The 15,412-nt window shown below is 45.0% G+C and carries 17 protein-coding genes; 11 read left to right on the top strand and 6 right to left on the bottom strand.

Translation table 11 applies throughout. The annotated features are described in order from the left end of the window. Position 1 precedes the first annotated feature (1 nt). Complete coding sequence (locus tag ABL924_RS02415; protein ID WP_349025467.1) at positions 2-868, top strand: ZIP family metal transporter; 867 nt, start codon at positions 2-4, stop codon at positions 866-868. 597 nt (positions 869-1,465) lie between these two features. Here the strand turns inward: ABL924_RS02415 and ABL924_RS02410 are convergent. Continuing rightward, positions 1,466-3,100 (bottom strand): alpha-D-glucose phosphate-specific phosphoglucomutase, encoded by a 1,635-nt coding sequence (locus tag ABL924_RS02410; protein WP_349025466.1) that lies wholly within the window; start codon positions 3,098-3,100, stop codon positions 1,466-1,468. Positions 3,101-3,174: 74 nt separating this feature from the next. Here ABL924_RS02410 and ABL924_RS02405 point away from each other — a divergent pair, with 74 nt between their 5' ends. Continuing rightward, a complete protein-coding gene (locus ABL924_RS02405; RefSeq protein ID WP_349025465.1) occupies positions 3,175-3,717 on the top strand; it encodes a L,D-transpeptidase in 543 nt (180 codons plus the stop codon). Between the two features lie 86 nt (positions 3,718-3,803). Beyond that, a complete protein-coding gene (locus ABL924_RS02400) occupies positions 3,804-4,061 on the top strand; it encodes an Lpp/OprI family alanine-zipper lipoprotein (RefSeq protein ID WP_349025464.1) in 258 nt (85 codons plus the stop codon). A gap of 71 nt (positions 4,062-4,132) precedes the next feature. On the opposite strand, the gene rdgC is transcribed toward ABL924_RS02400, so the two are convergent. Continuing rightward, on the bottom strand, positions 4,133-5,044 hold the full coding sequence (gene rdgC, locus ABL924_RS02395; RefSeq protein WP_349025463.1) for a recombination-associated protein RdgC: 912 nt from the start codon (positions 5,042-5,044) through the stop codon (positions 4,133-4,135). A 144-nt stretch (positions 5,045-5,188) separates the two neighbouring features. On the opposite strand from rdgC, the gene ABL924_RS02390 reads away from it, so the two are divergent. Together ABL924_RS02390 and yjgA are read left to right on the top strand one after the other, a co-directional pair. Continuing rightward, the gene (locus ABL924_RS02390) at positions 5,189-5,383 is read left to right on the top strand and encodes a hypothetical protein (RefSeq protein ID WP_349025462.1); all 195 of its coding nucleotides are present in this window, start codon (positions 5,189-5,191) and stop codon (positions 5,381-5,383) included. Beyond that, positions 5,383-5,940 carry a ribosome biogenesis factor YjgA gene (gene yjgA, locus ABL924_RS02385; RefSeq protein ID WP_349025461.1) on the top strand — a complete coding sequence of 186 codons (558 nt, stop codon included), beginning with the start codon at positions 5,383-5,385 and terminating at the stop codon, positions 5,938-5,940. Before ABL924_RS02390 ends, yjgA begins: the two co-directional genes overlap by 1 nt. Before the next feature lie 303 nt (positions 5,941-6,243). Here yjgA and lolD read toward each other — a convergent pair whose 3' ends face one another. From lolD to fur, 3 genes are read right to left on the bottom strand one after another with little or no spacing between them, the layout of a single operon-like run. Next, the gene (lolD, locus tag ABL924_RS02380) at positions 6,244-6,921 is read right to left on the bottom strand and encodes a lipoprotein-releasing ABC transporter ATP-binding protein LolD (RefSeq protein WP_349025460.1); all 678 of its coding nucleotides are present in this window, start codon (positions 6,919-6,921) and stop codon (positions 6,244-6,246) included. Next, positions 6,914-8,161 carry a lipoprotein-releasing ABC transporter permease subunit gene (locus ABL924_RS02375; RefSeq protein WP_349025459.1) on the bottom strand — a complete coding sequence of 416 codons (1,248 nt, stop codon included), beginning with the start codon at positions 8,159-8,161 and terminating at the stop codon, positions 6,914-6,916. Before ABL924_RS02375 ends, lolD begins: the two co-directional genes overlap by 8 nt. Positions 8,162-8,185: 24 nt before the next feature. Next, a complete protein-coding gene (gene fur / locus ABL924_RS02370) occupies positions 8,186-8,602 on the bottom strand; it encodes a ferric iron uptake transcriptional regulator (protein ID WP_349025458.1) in 417 nt (138 codons plus the stop codon). Positions 8,603-8,848: 246 nt separating this feature from the next. Between fur and bamE the strand changes: the two genes are divergently transcribed. The 6 genes from bamE to cpdA all read left to right on the top strand — a co-directional run bounded on the left by bamE (position 8,849) and on the right by cpdA (position 14,713). Further along, positions 8,849-9,286 carry an outer membrane protein assembly factor BamE gene (bamE, locus tag ABL924_RS02365; protein WP_349025457.1) on the top strand — a complete coding sequence of 146 codons (438 nt, stop codon included), beginning with the start codon at positions 8,849-8,851 and terminating at the stop codon, positions 9,284-9,286. A gap of 331 nt (positions 9,287-9,617) precedes the next feature. After that, positions 9,618-10,697 (top strand): transglycosylase SLT domain-containing protein, encoded by a 1,080-nt coding sequence (locus ABL924_RS02360; RefSeq protein WP_349025456.1) that lies wholly within the window; start codon positions 9,618-9,620, stop codon positions 10,695-10,697. A gap of 423 nt (positions 10,698-11,120) precedes the next feature. After that, complete coding sequence (rsxB, locus tag ABL924_RS02355; RefSeq protein WP_349025455.1) at positions 11,121-11,699, top strand: electron transport complex subunit RsxB; 579 nt, start codon at positions 11,121-11,123, stop codon at positions 11,697-11,699. An 11-nt stretch (positions 11,700-11,710) separates the two neighbouring features. Continuing rightward, positions 11,711-12,358: an endonuclease III gene (gene nth, locus ABL924_RS02350; protein ID WP_349025454.1), complete on the top strand. Its 648-nt coding sequence runs from the start codon at positions 11,711-11,713 to the stop codon at positions 12,356-12,358. 224 nt (positions 12,359-12,582) lie between these two features. After that, positions 12,583-13,899, top strand: a complete 1,317-nt coding sequence (gene argA, locus ABL924_RS02345) for an amino-acid N-acetyltransferase (protein ID WP_349025453.1) — start codon at positions 12,583-12,585, stop codon at positions 13,897-13,899. Beyond that, complete coding sequence (cpdA, locus tag ABL924_RS02340) at positions 13,892-14,713, top strand: 3',5'-cyclic-AMP phosphodiesterase (RefSeq protein ID WP_349025452.1); 822 nt, start codon at positions 13,892-13,894, stop codon at positions 14,711-14,713. Before argA ends, cpdA begins: the two co-directional genes overlap by 8 nt. Here cpdA and ABL924_RS02335 read toward each other — a convergent pair. Next, complete coding sequence (locus tag ABL924_RS02335; RefSeq protein WP_349025451.1) at positions 14,707-15,255, bottom strand: RNA pyrophosphohydrolase; 549 nt, start codon at positions 15,253-15,255, stop codon at positions 14,707-14,709. The two genes, cpdA and ABL924_RS02335, sit on opposite strands and share 7 nt — an antisense overlap. Positions 15,256-15,412: the final 157 nt, after the last annotated feature.

The raw sequence follows: 15,412 nt of genomic DNA, 5'->3' as shown, positions 1-15,412 counted from the left end.
CTTGAATTTATTGTTATTAATCATCATCTTTACTGCCGTAGGCGGAGTACTTAGTGTACTTGCGGCAGGCGTATTCCTGTTGCTACCTGATGAACAACGCAATCGAGTGATACCCCACGGCATCAGCTTTGCTATCGGTGCATTATTATCCGTAGCATTTTGGGGGCTGATTCCGGAAGCTTTTGAACACGTTAAACCCGAACAATTCCAAACCCTGTCTGGCACGATTTTAGCCGGAATCCTCGGTTTTTTTGTGTTGGAAAAACTGCTGATCTGGCGGCATTGCCACGTTGAAACCTGCGAAGCGCACGGCGATGACGCGCTTGAAATCGAGCATAACCACGATCACGACCATCACGGGCACAACCATGGTTTCGATAAATCCGCAGGCACGTTGATTATCCTCGGCGACGGCATCCATAACTTTGTGGATGGCGTGTTGATTGCCGCTGCATTTTTGACTGATGTTAAACTGGGCATCGTCACTAGCTTGGCGGTAGCTACCCACGAAATACCGCAAGAAGTCGGCGATTTTGCGATTTTACTACACAGCGGCTATTCCAAAAGCAAAGCGCTGTTTTACAACGTCCTCGCCAGCCTAACCACTGTGCTTGGCGGAATTCTGGCTTATTACAGCTTAGAAGACCTGCACGACAGCTTGCCGTACTTCCTGGCACTGGCGGCTTCAAGTTTTATCTACATCGCCGTCGCCGATTTAATCCCTTCCCTACACAAAAAAACCGACATGAAAACCTCCTTGCAACAAATCGCATTGATTGCCGCCGGGGTTTTGCTGATTTGTTCATTGCATGGCATAGCCCATAATATTGAATCCGAAATTCCAAAAGTTGAGCTGAGCAAAGATTAAAAAGCTACAAGCCAGAACTGAAGCACTTATGCTTTCCAGTACTGAATTATCCAAATAATCATTTAGATAGCGTAACTTGGGGTCGAAGACCACTTTAATCCATTAACGGAGAGCTGCGTTCTTACCGAATCAAATCGTGCAGGACGAAGTTGCCTCCGTCCTGCTTTGTTTAACGTTGATATTGACATTTTCCAGCATTAACGTGGTTTATGTTCTTTATCGACATGTTCCCAATCGAGCAAAAACAGAACCATCATTATTGTGAAGACGACTATAGAAATCATAACGTTCTCCTAATTAACTGTGGACAATGATTGTGCCGGACATGTGTCCGACACAATTAAAGTAGCATTAAACATGCCAAACTTGGCTGCGCCACTTGATTTGCCGCCAACCCTCAGCAGTCGCGCCTTCCCGCATCTCGCCCAATTATCACCAACCTATCACATTTCGAAAAAGCGAACCAAAGTAGTGAATCGGCCATTCAATCTGCCCTTATCTAGGGCATTCTGGAAAAAGTTGAAACCAAATAATTAAGTTAAATCTCCATAAATTAAAGGTGACCCGTTTTTAATGGATACTCCGAAACTGTATTGCTTAAGTGATAACATCCGGCTCAGTCCGCCCCGTCCGTTTTTTAACTTCACAAAACTGTTCAGCTAAAACAATTAAATCCGCCAAGGCAACTTGTGCATCTTGATTATGCTTTGTGGCATCGGGCTCAAAGCGTTCCAGATAGATTCTTAAGGTCGCACCAACTGTCCCTGTACCAGACAAACGAAATACCATCCGCGAACCGTTAACAAAACCAATACGTACGCCTTGATTACTGCTAACACTGCCATCTACGGGGTCGGTATAGCTGAACTCATCGGCAAATTTAACTTCATATTCGCCGAAAATTTGCCCTGGTAAGGTCGGCAATTGGCTACGTAAATGCTCCACAATTTCCTTGGCAAGGGTTGAATCAACAGCCTCATAATCATGGCGGCAATAAATATCACGTCCGAATATTTTCCAATGGTCGTGGACAATTTCAGCAACGGACTGGCGCTTTACGGCGATCAAATTCAACCAGAACAAAACCGCCCAGACACCGTCTTTCTCGCGCACATGGTCGGAACCGGTGCCAAAACTTTCCTCGCCGCATAAGGTGATCTTGCCTGCATCCAGCAGATTGCCGAAAAACTTCCAGCCGGTGGGGGTCTCAAAATAAGGGATATTATATTTGGCGGCGACACGATCCACCGCTTGGCTGGTCGGCATGGAGCGGGCAACACCTGCCAAACCTTTGGAATATGCGGGTATCAACTGCGCGTTTGCCGCCATGATTGCCAAGCTGTCGCTGGGAGTCACGAATATTTGTCGTCCAGTAATCATGTTACGGTCGCCATCGCCATCCGAGGCCGCACCAAACGTCGGTGCAGTGTCGCCGAACATGGTTTCCGCCAACTCGTGGGCATGGGCAAGGTTAGGGTCGGGATGGTGTCCGCCAAAATCTTCCAGTGGTTCGCCATTGATGACGGATTCTGGGCTTGCTCCCAACAATTCGACCAAAATCCGCTTGGCATAAGGGCCTGTAATCGCGGACATAGCATCAAATAGCAGGGTGATATCACCGCTGCTAATGCTTTGTTTAAGCAAGGGGAAATCAAACAGGGATTGCATCAATTCGGCATAATCGCTGACGGGATCAATAATGGTGATGGCAATCCCATCCAATTGCTGCGTACCAATCTGGTCTAAATCGACATCATCCATAACAGCTATTTTATAACCATCAATGACTTGGCTGCGCTTAAAGAAAGCATCGGTGTGCTTTTCGGAAGCTGGCCCACCGTTTTCAGTATTGTACTTGATGCCAAAATCTTCATCAGGACCACCAGGATTGTGACTGGCAGATAACACCAAGCCGCCAAATGCCTTGTATTTCCTAATAATATTTGATGCGGCTGGGGTTGATAATAAGCCGCCCTGCCCTATAATTAAGTTACCGAAACCGTTGGCAGCCGCGATTTTAATAATACGTTGGATAGCAGTTCGGTTAAAATAGCGACCATCACCACCCAAGACCAAGGTTTTACCGGAAAAATCCTCCAGCGAATCAAAAATAGCTTGGACAAAGTTTTCCAAATAACCAGGTTGTTGAAAAACTTTCACTTTTTTTCGCAGTCCAGAAGTTCCTGGGTTTTGGTCGTTAAAAGACTGAGTGGCGACGGTTTCGACTTGCATGCTTGATCCTGTGCGGTAATTAAACTGTTTAGGTAAAGTACACTAATTTTCTCATCCCGTGTAGACCTTACGATATGTTACGAATCATTTTATTTTTAATTTGCAGTTTTTGTGCATTAAATGCCTCTGCTTATGACGGTATTTGGTTGTTAGTTGATACCAATGCACTCAAAATTGAAGTAAAAAATGGCGAAAAAACCATTGATATCATTGAAGGCATTGCGATAGGCCAATCAGGCGCAGGGCAAAAAAACCATCGCGGCGACAATATAACGCCTTACGGTGAGTACAAAATTGGCTGGGTAGGTGAAAAAAGCTCATTTCACCGATTTTTTGGCCTTAATTACCCATCAATACAGGATGCTGAGCATGCGCTCCGTAGCGGTCTTATTGATCAATTCACTTACGGCAACATAATAGCTGCACACCGCTACAATCAAGTCCCCCCCCAAAATACACCATTGGGTGGTCGAATTGGCATCCACGGATTAGGGAACGCCAGTGAAAAAATACATAAATCGATGAATTGGACTCACGGATGTATCGCGTTGACGAATAATCAGATTGATCGTTTAAGCCAGTGGCTTAATACGGGAACCCTAGTAAAAATAAAATAATACTGGAAAATATTAAAAACGATGCTAGAATTTCATCGGCTATACATTTTTTTTGTAGCAACAACTTTGAAATAAGGAATATAAACATGAAGAAATTAGTTAAAATCTCAATGATTGCTCTGGCGGCTAGCTTAGTTGTTGGCTGTGCTACCAACTCAGACATCGAAAATCTGCAAACACAGATTGATGGTTTGAAAACATCTGTTACTCAAGCATCTTCCGATGCAGCAAGCGCACAAGCTGCCGCAACTGATGCAAAAGCTGCTGCTGAACGTGCTGCCCAATATGCACAAGATACCAACAGCAAATTGGACAATATGTTCAAAAAATCAATGATGAAATAAGCATCATTTATTGCTCTACGTAAGACAAAAAAGCCCAGTGGTTCATGCCACTGGGCTTTTTTATGTAAGCCTTATGAGGACTTGGCTTCACCGCCAAATAACTCAAGCAAACGCGGCAGAAACAAGCCCAACTCTGCGGTCATGATAGAGAAATCCACGTCGAAACGCATGTCTTCGCCATCAACCTCTATGTCTTCCAATTGATCTTGGACTAAATCCAGAAACCGTAAGCGTTTAATGGAAAAACTCTTGTCGATAACAAAAGACAAACGATCCGCCCAACTCAGTGCCAATTTAATCACTTCTTTGCCCGAATCCAGATGATTTTGGATTTCTGGCAACGACAAATCGTGATTCTTACAGCGAATAATACTGCCCTCCTCACCTGGCGACCGCAGTTCACACTCATCCTCAACCACAATATCGCTAGGGGTTTGCTGGGTGACCAGCCATTGCGTCATGATCGTAACCGGATTGTTAACGGTATTAATCAGTACAGCAGGCAATGATCCCAGCGATTTACGCAATAAGCTCAGTAAATCCTCAGCACTTTTTGCCGAAGCCGCATCAACCACCAGCCAGCCGCCTTTAGGATCAATATAAGCATAACTTTTCCGCGAAAACGTAAATGCCCGTGGCAACAAATCAAAAATAAGCTCATCCTTAAGCTGAGTCCGTTCTTTTTTCGATAGCTTACGACCTTGTTGTTCTTCCGCCTCAGCCGCTTTCTCCTGAATCATTTCGTTAACGACTGCTGTAGGCAATACCCGCTCTTCTTTTTTGACGCACAGCATCATATAGCCGTTTGCTGCATGGACAAGCGATTGCTCCGCCTTACCTAAAGGCGCAGTCCAACCAAAACTGGATTCTTCATGTGCGCCACAAGGTCGAAAACGCAGGGTTTCGAGCTTTTCCGCCAGTTCATCGGCATTTAAAGTAAAAGGTTCTGTTAAACGAAAAGGGCTAAGATTTTTAAACCACATGGTATGAAAGTATCCTCGAGAAAATGGAGCGGCATTATTACACAATACAGCATGAGCGCGAACCGCAAATCAACCACTGCTAAAACCCGTACAAAATAGCCGCTCAGTCTGTGATAAAGTAAGCGTTATTTTTTTGAGAGATCGATGGAACCCTTATCAACCTGGGAAAACCTATTATTAGGTGCACTGGCTTTACTAATGATTTTCTGGATGAAACCCGGCATTAAAGCCGCCATGGAAAAAAGCAAAACCGCCAAATCCGACTGGCCTGGACTGCTCATCCCATTAGTGCTGGTTGTTTTGTTTGTACTATTTCTTATCGCAATGGTCAAACCGTGATGAACGAATACGATGCTTATGAAGAGACTGGCGAAGATGTCGAATACTACGCCGTCCGTCCCAACAAAACGCAGATAAAAAAAGAAATCGCAGAACTTTTCGCGCTAGGCGAAACGCTATCAAAATTATCGCCAGCGCAATTAAATGGTTTGGAATTGCCCGAAAATATCCGTAAGGCAATCAGCGAAGTGGGCGACATGCCGCACAAAGGCGCACGCAAACGCTTACTGAAATATATTGCAGGCCAGCTCCATAAACTCGACGTAGATCCCGTGCAGGAAAAACTAGACCGCATACTTAACAAGAGTGCCCACTCCGTCCGAGAGCATCATATTACCGAACAATGGCGTGACCGGTTGATCCATGAAGGCAAAGAAGCCATAACGGCGTTATTCGACGAACAACCGACTGCGGACTTACAACAAATCAGGCAACTATTACGGAACATTAAAAAAGAAACTGAAACCAACGCTCCGCCTAAATCATCACGGTTGCTATACCGTTACTTAAAAAACTTGTTCCAATTTGACGTTGAAACCGAAGCAGAAGACGAATAGGGAGCTGGTTTTTTGAATTAGGCAGGGACTCAGGGATATGATTACTTGTGGAAAGAAAGGCAACAGACATCACAAACCTTACTTAACGGCTATACCGGCTCGGCAAGGCATTAACTTTTCTCAAATAATACACATTATTGGGGATCTCTAATAATTCAAAAAACGCCTGCGCTTTGCAGGAATGGATACAGACAGGGGCAATATGCCCGTCCTGCTAAGGGTCATATACTTGTGTAGATACCTATGGCTAAGAGCAAAACGTCCAAACAATTACTGCTGAATAACACCAAAAAATAGACAAGGTCAAACAATAACCCCATCTTCCATGTGTAATACCCTGCCCATTTTTCCGGCCAATTCGTGGTCGTGGGTGACGATCAAAAAGCTGACATTAAGCTCCTGATTCAATTCCAACATGAGTTGAAAGACATCCTCGGCGGTTTTGCTATCGAGATTGCCTGTAGGCTCGTCGGCCAACACCACGCTCGGTTTATTGATTAATGCCCTAGCAACCGCCGCCCGTTGCCGTTCGCCGCCGGATATTTCGCCGGGCTTATGCTCGACACGATGGCCTAAGCCCACCCTTTGCAATAAGCGCGTGGCATCGTGTCGCGCCTCCGCAACTGACTGCCCTGCGATTAGTAAGGGCATGGCGACATTTTCCAGCACGGTAAATTCACCCAAAAGATGATGAAACTGGTAGATAAACCCTAAAGAACTATTCCTTAGCTTAGCGAGTTTAGCACCGCTGACATCATTCAGGTCAGTGCCATTCAAGATCACTTTGCCGCTAGTGGGCTTCTCTAAGCCGCCCAATAAGTGCAGTAAGGTGCTTTTGCCGGAACCCGATGCACCCATAATGGCGACACGTTCACCGATACCTATGTTTAAATTAACGCCTTTCAATACCTCAACATCCAGCCCACCCTGGTTGTAACGCATGGTAAGTCCCTGGCACTGCAGCATGGTGGAATTACTCATATCTAAGGACTTCCGCAGGGTTGATTTTGGACGCTTGCCAAGCTGGATAAATAGTAGCCAAAAGGGACAACACAAATGCCATTGCCGCTATCAAGTAGACATCTGACCATATTAATTTGGAAGGTAATTCACTGATAAGATAAATATCTCCAGGCATAAAATGGACTTTAAAAAATTTCTCTATAGCACTAACGATAGTGCTTGCATTAAGTGCCAGAAGTACGCCGCCAACCGTCCCTAAAACTGTCCCGATGACCCCAATAATGGTGCCTAGAACTATAAAAATGCCCATTATCGAACCCGAAGTCAGTCCCTGGGTTTTAAGGATGGCAATGTCTCCGCGTTTGTCGGTGACCACCATCACTAAGGTAGAGACAATGTTGAACGCTGCCACCATGACGATTAGCATCAATATAATAAACATCACCATCTTTTCTGTTCTGACCGCCTTGAAGAAGTTTTCATGTGCTGTTGTCCAGTCGCTGACCAGATACTCGTCAGATAATTCTGAACCCAGGCTTTGGGTAACTTTGGGGGCGTTAAAAACATCATCGAGCTTTATACGCAAGCCGGAAACTGCGTTTTCTAATCTGAACAATTTGGCGGCATCGTCGATATGGATTAGCGCCATATTACGGTCATACTCATTCATGCCAACTTTAAAAATCCCCACCACGGTAAACCGCCGCATCCTTGGTACTACGCCGGCTGGGGTGGAATTGACTTGTGGGCTAATGATAGTTATCTTCTCGCCCATGAAAGTACCCAGATATTTAGCAAGCTCCGAACCCAAGATAATGCCATATTCGCCCGGCACCAAATCGGTGAGCTTACCTTCTTCCATGTGATCGCCGACCTCAGAAACTCTGGGTTCGTAGTCCGGCATAACGCCATTAAGCATCGAGCCGCTAACCCGACGATCAGCATTAATCATCACCTGCCCAGTAATAAAGGGTGCTGAGCCTTGCACATGCGGGGTGTTTTTGATGCGATTTTCCGCCGCAGACCAGTTTTCCAACTGTCCGTATTTACCCGTCAAGGTTGCGTGGGCGGTCATGCCAAGAATACGTTGTCGTAACTCCGCTTCAAAACCGTTCATTACTGAAAGCACGGTTATTAGCGCGGTAACACCCAACGCTATGCCCATGACTGAGGTTAAGGTGATAAAGGAAATAAATTGGGTGCGGCGTTTTGCCCGCGTATAACGCAGGCCGATATAAAAAATAAGTGGTTTAAACATGAAGGATTTTGGTTAAAGGGAGAATCAGGATTTCCTGCATTGCGAGCAAAAACCGTACAAGTAAAGCCCATGAGCAGTTAACTCATAGCCTAAGCGTTTAGCAATTTCTTTTTGGCGGGTTTCGATAACATCATCAGCAAATTCATCGACTTTCCCGCATTTTATGCACAGGATATGGTCGTGATGGTCGCCGTCAGATAGTTCGAATACCGAGTTGCCGCCTTCAAAGTGATGTCGGGTAACCAGACCCGCCGCCTCAAACTGGGTTAGCACTCGGTAAACCGTCGCCAAGCCTATTTCTTCGTCTTCACTCAACAAAATCTTGTAGACTTGTTCGGCGGTTAGATGGCGGTCAGTCGCTTGATTTTCCAATATTTGCAGAATCTTGACCCTGGGCAAAGTCACTTTCAGACCAGCATTTCGTAGATCATGAGTTTCCACAGTTATCTCCAGTTAAGCTCCCGTTAAACGTTCTGGGGCATCGGTTTTAGAAAATTGACGCACATTGTAGCCTTTTTTTACCCATTAGCGCATGACTGTATTATAGGATAATCGGTTGACATCCTGTATGATTCTGGTTTTTGATTCTTTCCCGCTAGACTTATGAGAAGCGTTTTTTTCTGTATTGTACTGTTGAGTAGCTTTTTGCTAGCCTCTTGTTCGTACATACTTAACAACTTGCCGGGCGTGTATACCATCCCCATCCAGCAAGGCAATATCGTTGACCAAGCGATGATAGATCAGCTTCGTCCTAGCATGACAGAACGGCAAGTCTTGTACATTTTGGGATCGCCGATGCTAGTGGACACGTTCCACCAAAAACGCTGGGATTACTTGTATTCCAACCAACCCAGCGGCGAAGACCGTCAGCAAAAAAAAGTTTCCGTGCTGTTTAATCAAGATGGCTTGGTTTCTGGAGTTCAAGGTGACTTTAAACCCAGTGCAACATCTGTCATTAAACCTTCCGATGAAACGACAGTAGATGTCCCTAAACGGGACATTGAAAGAACCATGTGGCAGAAAATAAAAGGGCTGTTTGGTTTTGATGACATTGACGACTCACCGAAAAAAGATCCGGATTCAAAACCGGCTGATAGTGGTTCGCAGTTGAAAACGCCGCTTTAGACGAGAATTCAATGCCGTTAAGTTAAGCGAATTAGCTCCTTCTCCCAGTCATTCCAAAGTTGGATTTGTAAGGTTCACGCGCTTTGTTATGGATTAGGCCTGTGGATTAAATTCATATTGACCGATGCCCAAAAAGCCGAATGCAGGCAAGGGCTACGACACCAACGAGTTTTGGGGGTAAAAGAGCAATCACTTATGGGGATGCACTCATTTGCCTCAGTGCTTTTATGGTTGAGATGAAGCGCCTCAGATCCTAGGAGCGTAGATTTTTTCTGGATCTAATAACCAACCCTAAATGCTAAGCAGACCCAGACCGCTGCTACCCAAATTAATGAATAAACCCGTAACGCCCACAACAAAAGCGCGTAACAATGCTGACTCTTTGCCCAACCGTAACCCACGCAAAAAGTCCCCAAAAAAACAGGTAGCCACGATTTCGCCGCAAAATTTCCGGCAAAAATTTTTGTTCCTTACGATTGAAACGCTATTCCTTGCTATCATCGTAACCTATGGAATCGTTGTGGTACTCGGAAATGCTGCCAATGGATTTTCCGGAACCAGTTTCCTAGGAAACTTACTACCATTTGCAGCCGGTGTTATGGCATTGATTGTGGCTTCAACCCTTTTTCTGGTTGTTTGGTGGAAACTAAGGCGTTATTTAAACAACCATTCAGCCGTTTTAATCCCGATAACTGCAATCATTCTGGTTTTGGTGATTGCATTGATTTCTGGGCAAGATATGCTCAACCAGTCCATTGGTCAATTTCGCACTCTGGTTGGTGGTAAGGAAGAAGCCAGCCGGGTCACTCTCAACCACCAAGTTTTTGCAGCTTACAGGCGCTATAACTCGATCAACCTCAACAAAATGATGCAACGGTCAGAACCCTATAATGCCGCCATTGCGGAAGCCGCGACGGAATTTGACATTGACCAGAACCTTTTACAAGGAATTGCCGCAACGGAGTCTTCTTTTATGCCCAGAGAAAGTCGTGACGGCGGTCACGGCTTATTCCAAATTACTGCGATACCTAAGTCCGTACTTGAAGAAGCCAAAGAACATTTGAAAACCGACCAATTATCTTTATCCGATCACCGGCATAACGCTTTTATTGCCGCTGTAACCCTAAAACATTACTTGGCGGAAATGAAGAATGATATGTTTCTTGGTTTGCTCGCTTATAACATCGGCCCTGCCAATGGTGGCCTTCGCTTTATCATGAAAAAATACGGTGTCACTGATTTTATTACCATTCAACCTTATCTACAATTACTCCCTCGTGATTACCCGATTAGGGTGTTGTCTTATGCTTTGGCATTCCGACTTTGGCAAAAACAAGGTAAACTTCTGGCTTACGAACAAGGAAATAATGCCATGCAAATACAACGGTTGGGTGTTCCTGGTTTGCCTTAGTAATTCCATTTAATAGTGCTTTTACTTCGGCCTTTTGGAGTCGGGCTAAGTGTTATTGCTTATCTAGTGCTGTACAAAGGTAAATTAACGCACTCAACTTTAGGCTGCCCATAGCCATTAATATTCCTGATTAGCAAGATACTTCAGCTAAAAAGAATTGATCCCCTCTCCCCATGGGAGAGGGCTAGGGTGAGGGGGTCAATAAGGCTTTTTGCTTTTTAGATTCCCTCATCCCAACCTTCTCCCGAAGGGAGAAGGGGACTACCCAGAGTTTGGCTGAAGCATCTTGCTAATCAGGTTAGTATTTGAACGGATGCCCTGTATATAAAGGGCTTAGGAAGTGTCCGGTTTTAACTGGCCATTAAGTAGCCTCGATAGTACATAACAGAACAGAGTGTTTTCATCTTTATCTAATGTGCAAGCATGACTTTGTGTGACCAAATTAACGCCATCCTACCCCAAACCCAATGCGGCCAATGCGGTTACAAAGGCTGTAAACCTTATGCCGAGGCAATTGCGTTGGGGCAAGCTGACATCAACCAATGTCCCCCTGGGGGTGACGAGGGCATCTTAGAACTGGCTGCACTATTAGGATTAAAAGCTACACCATTGAATCCTGCTTATGGGACGCATAAACTCAAGCATGTCGCGTTTATTGTTGAAGAAGACTGTATTGGCTGCGTCAAGTGTATCTCCGCATGTCCGGTGGATGCCATTTTGGGTGCGGCGAAGTTGATGCATACGGTGATTGCAGCGGAATGTACGGGTTGCGATCTATGCGTTGCGCCGTGTCCGGTGGATTGCATCGTGATGAAACCACTATCAATCCAGCCTTCTCCAGAGCAAAAATACGCGCAAAAAATGACCGCACTGCGCCGCTATGAGGCGCGTAACTTACGTAAAGAAAACGAGACCCTCGAAAAAGTGGACCGGTCAAAAAAGCAAAAAGAAGCCTTGTTGAAAATGCGCTCTGATAGCGGTATTGATCGTTCTTCTGTGTAAAGAGACACCGGATGAACCAGAAAAAACGACAGGCAATCTTTGACCGATTAGCCGAAACTATCACCGAACCAACCACCGAACTGAATTATTCCACATCTTTTGAACTCTTAATCGCCGTGGTGCTTTCAGCCCAAGCAACCGATAAAGGCGTTAACAAAGCAACGGTGAAATTATTCCCTGTCGCCAATACACCAGAAACTATTTTAGCTTTAGGTCTGGATGGCCTGAAAAATTACATCAAAACCATTGGGTTATTTAATGCCAAGGCCGCCAATATCATCACTCTTTGCCAGCAGTTATTGGAAAAACATGATGGCCGAGTACCCGAAACACCCGAAGCACTTGAAGCTTTGGCAGGTGTCGGCAGAAAAACGGCTAACGTAATATTGAATACGGCTTTTGGTCATCACACGATTGCTGTTGATACCCATATTTTTCGAGTTTCTAACCGAACCAAAATTGCCTCTGGCAAAAATGTGTTGGAAGTAGAGCGTAAACTGGACAAATGGGTGCCAAAAAAGCATAAAAAAGATGCCCATCATTTACTAATTTTACACGGACGCTATACTTGCGTTGCAAGAAAACCGAAGTGTAGCTTATGTGTCATTGCTGAGCTGTGCGAATACAATAATAAATGGGTGATGGCTCACATCATTTAATATAATTTCCTGGAAAGAAGTTAAAAAAGGTATGTTCGGAGTATATACACATGATAATAAATAAAAACAGCCCTAACGATTTTATTAAAATCAAGTAAATATTACCTATTTTCACCCCTCATATTTACAAACAGCCTGCAAAAACGCCGCTATAATTACCCTTAATTAAAGGGTGTAAAACTGCATCAGTGATTCGCAATTAATCCCATTTCAATAAACAAAACATGGATTTTCAAAACTCTTTTGTAAGCTGGTTTCGGAACTCATCACCCTACATTCACGCGCATCGAAACAAAACTTTTGTCATTTCTTTTGGTGGTGAGGCGGTGCTGGCTGAGGATTTCGATCATCATGTCCATGATTTTGCCCTACTGAACAGCTTAGGCATACGTTTGGTGTTAGTGCATGGTATTCGCCCACAAATCGACCAGCGCTTACAAAAGCTGAACCACCCTGCCCAATTCCATAGTAACCTGCGGATTACCGACGATATCGCCTTGCAATGCGTAAAAGAAGCGGCGGGTACGGTGCGCGTGGAAATCGAGGCCTTATTGTCGATGGGCTTGGCGAATTCGCCAATGGCAAGTAGCGGACTTAAAGTCGCGTCTGGGAATTTTGTCACCGCCAAACCTTTAGGCGTAATTGATGGCATTGATTATTGCCATACTGGCGAAGTGCGCCGCATTGACAGCAAAGCCATCCAGCAACAATTGGAGCAGAAAAATGTGGTGTTAATTTCGCCAATTGGCTACTCGTCCACGGGTGAAGTCTTCAACCTTTCTGCCGAGCAGGTCGCAACAGCGGTAGCGATTTCATTAAATGCGGAAAAGTTGATATTGCTCACGGAAAAAAGTTTTCAAAATCCTGATAATGGCGAACCTATTCGTCAGATAACAGCAGGTGAAGCCGACTTGTTTTTGCAAAATCATCCAAATACACCCGATGTCCTTGGTTTGCCCCTTAAAGCCACCATTCAAAGCTGCCAGGCAGGGGTAAAGCGGGGGCATTTGATTGATAGAACCGTCGATGGCGCTTTGCTACTGGAACTGTTCAGCCATGACGGCATTGGTACTCTGGTTAGCTCAACGCCGTTTGAGGTGCTGCGTCCGGCCACGCTTAACGACATCGGCGGTATCCTGGAACTTATCAAACCTTTGGAACAGCAAGGTAAGCTGGCAAAACGCTCCCGAGAGAAAATCGAAATGGAAATCGCGGATTATATCGTCCTAGACATAGACAGCCTTATTATCGGCTGCATGGCGCTGCATATTGATGAACAAGGTCAATTTGGTGCAATTGCCTGTCTTGCGGTGCATCCTGATTATCAAGGCTCAGCGCGGGGTCAGCGATTGTTCGATCACGTCTGTCAAAAAGCCAAGCAATTAAAGCTTAAGCAACTATTTTTGTTATCAACGCAAACGGCGCACTGGTTTATTGAGCGGGGTTTCCAACCTTCGACGATAGACAATCTTCCTGAATCGCTAAAAACGCTTTACAACCCAGAAAGAAACTCCAAAGTGCTGTGTAAAATTATTGAATGACAGTAAAGATATGGGCGAATCTTCCTCTCATTTTTCGATATTGCAGATTACCGATCCGCATATTCTGGCTACATCGGAAGCAAAGCTGTTAGGCGTTAACACTGCCCATTATTTCAATGCAGTCCTGGAACACGCTTTTAGCTCAAAGCGCAATTTCGACTTTTGCTTAGTTACTGGCGATCTGGCTCAAGACCCTTGCCCAGCAAGTTATCAGTACATATTAAGCCAACTTGAAACGTACAACATCCCATGTGTATGCTTACCAGGCAACCACGATGACCTTGAAATTATGCAAGTGGTGCTTTGCACGGAACAGGTCAATTGCCGTAAGCGGATGGTGCTGGGAAATTGGCAAATCATTAGCCTGAATAGCCAAATCCCAGGCTCTGAAGGCGGCTATTTACCGGAAGAAGAATTAGAATTTCTGGAACAGACATTAAAGGAACATGCAAATTTTTATACGTTAATTGCCGTCCATCATCATTGCCTGCCGACGGGAAGCCGTTGGATGGATACCATGATGATTGAAAATGCCCAGGAATTATTCGACCTTATCAAACCTTACCCAATGGTGAAAACCATCATCAATGGTCATATTCATCAAGCTATGGATGTTCAGCTCGATTGTGTACGAGTATTGACCACTCCCTCTACCTGTTTTCAATTCAAACCCCAAAGCGAACGTTTTAGTTTAGACGACACATCTCCCGGTTATCGCTGGATAAATCTGTACACTGACGGCAGTATGGATTCAGATATCGTCCGCTTGCCTGAATTCTTAAAAGGCGTGCAGGCAAACACACAGGGTTATTGATGCTTAGGTCTATTTTTGCTGACCTCAAGCGTCGATGCAAGATAGCCTGACGCGTCTACCGGAACTGAATCAATGGTGAGAATAGCGCCCAACTCAGTCATTGCCCGCTGATACACCTTGCGCTTGAAATACACGACATCCTTAAGCGGCTCCCAATAATCCACCCAACGCCAGCCATCAAATTCAGGCTTACGACAAAGATCAAAACGCACATTGGATTCATGGCTAACCAAGCGCAACATATACCATATCTGCTTTTGTCCAATGCACAACGGCATGGAGTTTTTGCGGATGTAACGGTCTGGCAACTGGTATCTCAGCCAATAGCGCGTACGGCCTAGCACTTGGACGTGCTGCTGCTGTAATCCTGTTTCCTCCCACAATTCTCGGTACATCGCTGTCTCAGGATCTTCATTTTGATTGATGCCGCCTTGCGGAAATTGCCACAAGTCCACACCCACCCGTTTTGCCCAAAACACGCGACCCTCGTCATTGCAAAGGATGATGCCGACATTGGGTCGGTATCCTTTTGAGTCGATCATGTTAAAAAAACCTTTGTCTTTCACCTATCCTACCCCTACAGCTTGCGTATGCTAGAATTGCAGGACAGGATGGAATTAAATTAGTTGCCTTACATTGTTCCATAAAAAAAGCCTAGATGCCATAGCGCATATCCCTTTAATTTTTCAAGATAGGAAA

The sequence above is a fragment of the Methyloglobulus sp. genome (assembly GCF_040079455.1).
GTDB lineage: Bacteria > Pseudomonadota > Gammaproteobacteria > Methylococcales > Methylomonadaceae > Methyloglobulus.
This window is presented reverse-complemented; position numbering and strand designations above follow the sequence as displayed.

What these genes read in the sequence shown, in the direction of transcription:
- ABL924_RS02400 (WP_349025464.1), top strand. Translation starts at nt 3,804, where the DNA reads ATGAAGAAATTAGTTAAAATCTCAATGATTGCTCTGGCGGCTAGCTTA.
- ABL924_RS02360 (WP_349025456.1), top strand. Translation starts at nt 9,618, where the DNA reads ATGAATAAACCCGTAACGCCCACAACAAAAGCGCGTAACAATGCTGAC.
- nth (WP_349025454.1), top strand. Translation starts at nt 11,711, where the DNA reads ATGAACCAGAAAAAACGACAGGCAATCTTTGACCGATTAGCCGAAACT.
- argA (WP_349025453.1), top strand. Translation starts at nt 12,583, where the DNA reads ATGGATTTTCAAAACTCTTTTGTAAGCTGGTTTCGGAACTCATCACCC.
- ABL924_RS02410 (WP_349025466.1), bottom strand. Translation starts at nt 3,100, where the DNA reads ATGCAAGTCGAAACCGTCGCCACTCAGTCTTTTAACGACCAAAACCCA.
- ABL924_RS02375 (WP_349025459.1), bottom strand. Translation starts at nt 8,161, where the DNA reads ATGTTTAAACCACTTATTTTTTATATCGGCCTGCGTTATACGCGGGCA.
- lolD (WP_349025460.1), bottom strand. Translation starts at nt 6,921, where the DNA reads ATGAGTAATTCCACCATGCTGCAGTGCCAGGGACTTACCATGCGTTAC.
- ABL924_RS02390 (WP_349025462.1), top strand. Translation starts at nt 5,189, where the DNA reads ATGGAACCCTTATCAACCTGGGAAAACCTATTATTAGGTGCACTGGCT.
- rsxB (WP_349025455.1), top strand. Translation starts at nt 11,121, where the DNA reads ATGACTTTGTGTGACCAAATTAACGCCATCCTACCCCAAACCCAATGC.
- yjgA (WP_349025461.1), top strand. Translation starts at nt 5,383, where the DNA reads ATGAACGAATACGATGCTTATGAAGAGACTGGCGAAGATGTCGAATAC.
- rdgC (WP_349025463.1), bottom strand. Translation starts at nt 5,044, where the DNA reads ATGTGGTTTAAAAATCTTAGCCCTTTTCGTTTAACAGAACCTTTTACT.
- ABL924_RS02405 (WP_349025465.1), top strand. Translation starts at nt 3,175, where the DNA reads ATGTTACGAATCATTTTATTTTTAATTTGCAGTTTTTGTGCATTAAAT.
- ABL924_RS02335 (WP_349025451.1), bottom strand. Translation starts at nt 15,255, where the DNA reads ATGATCGACTCAAAAGGATACCGACCCAATGTCGGCATCATCCTTTGC.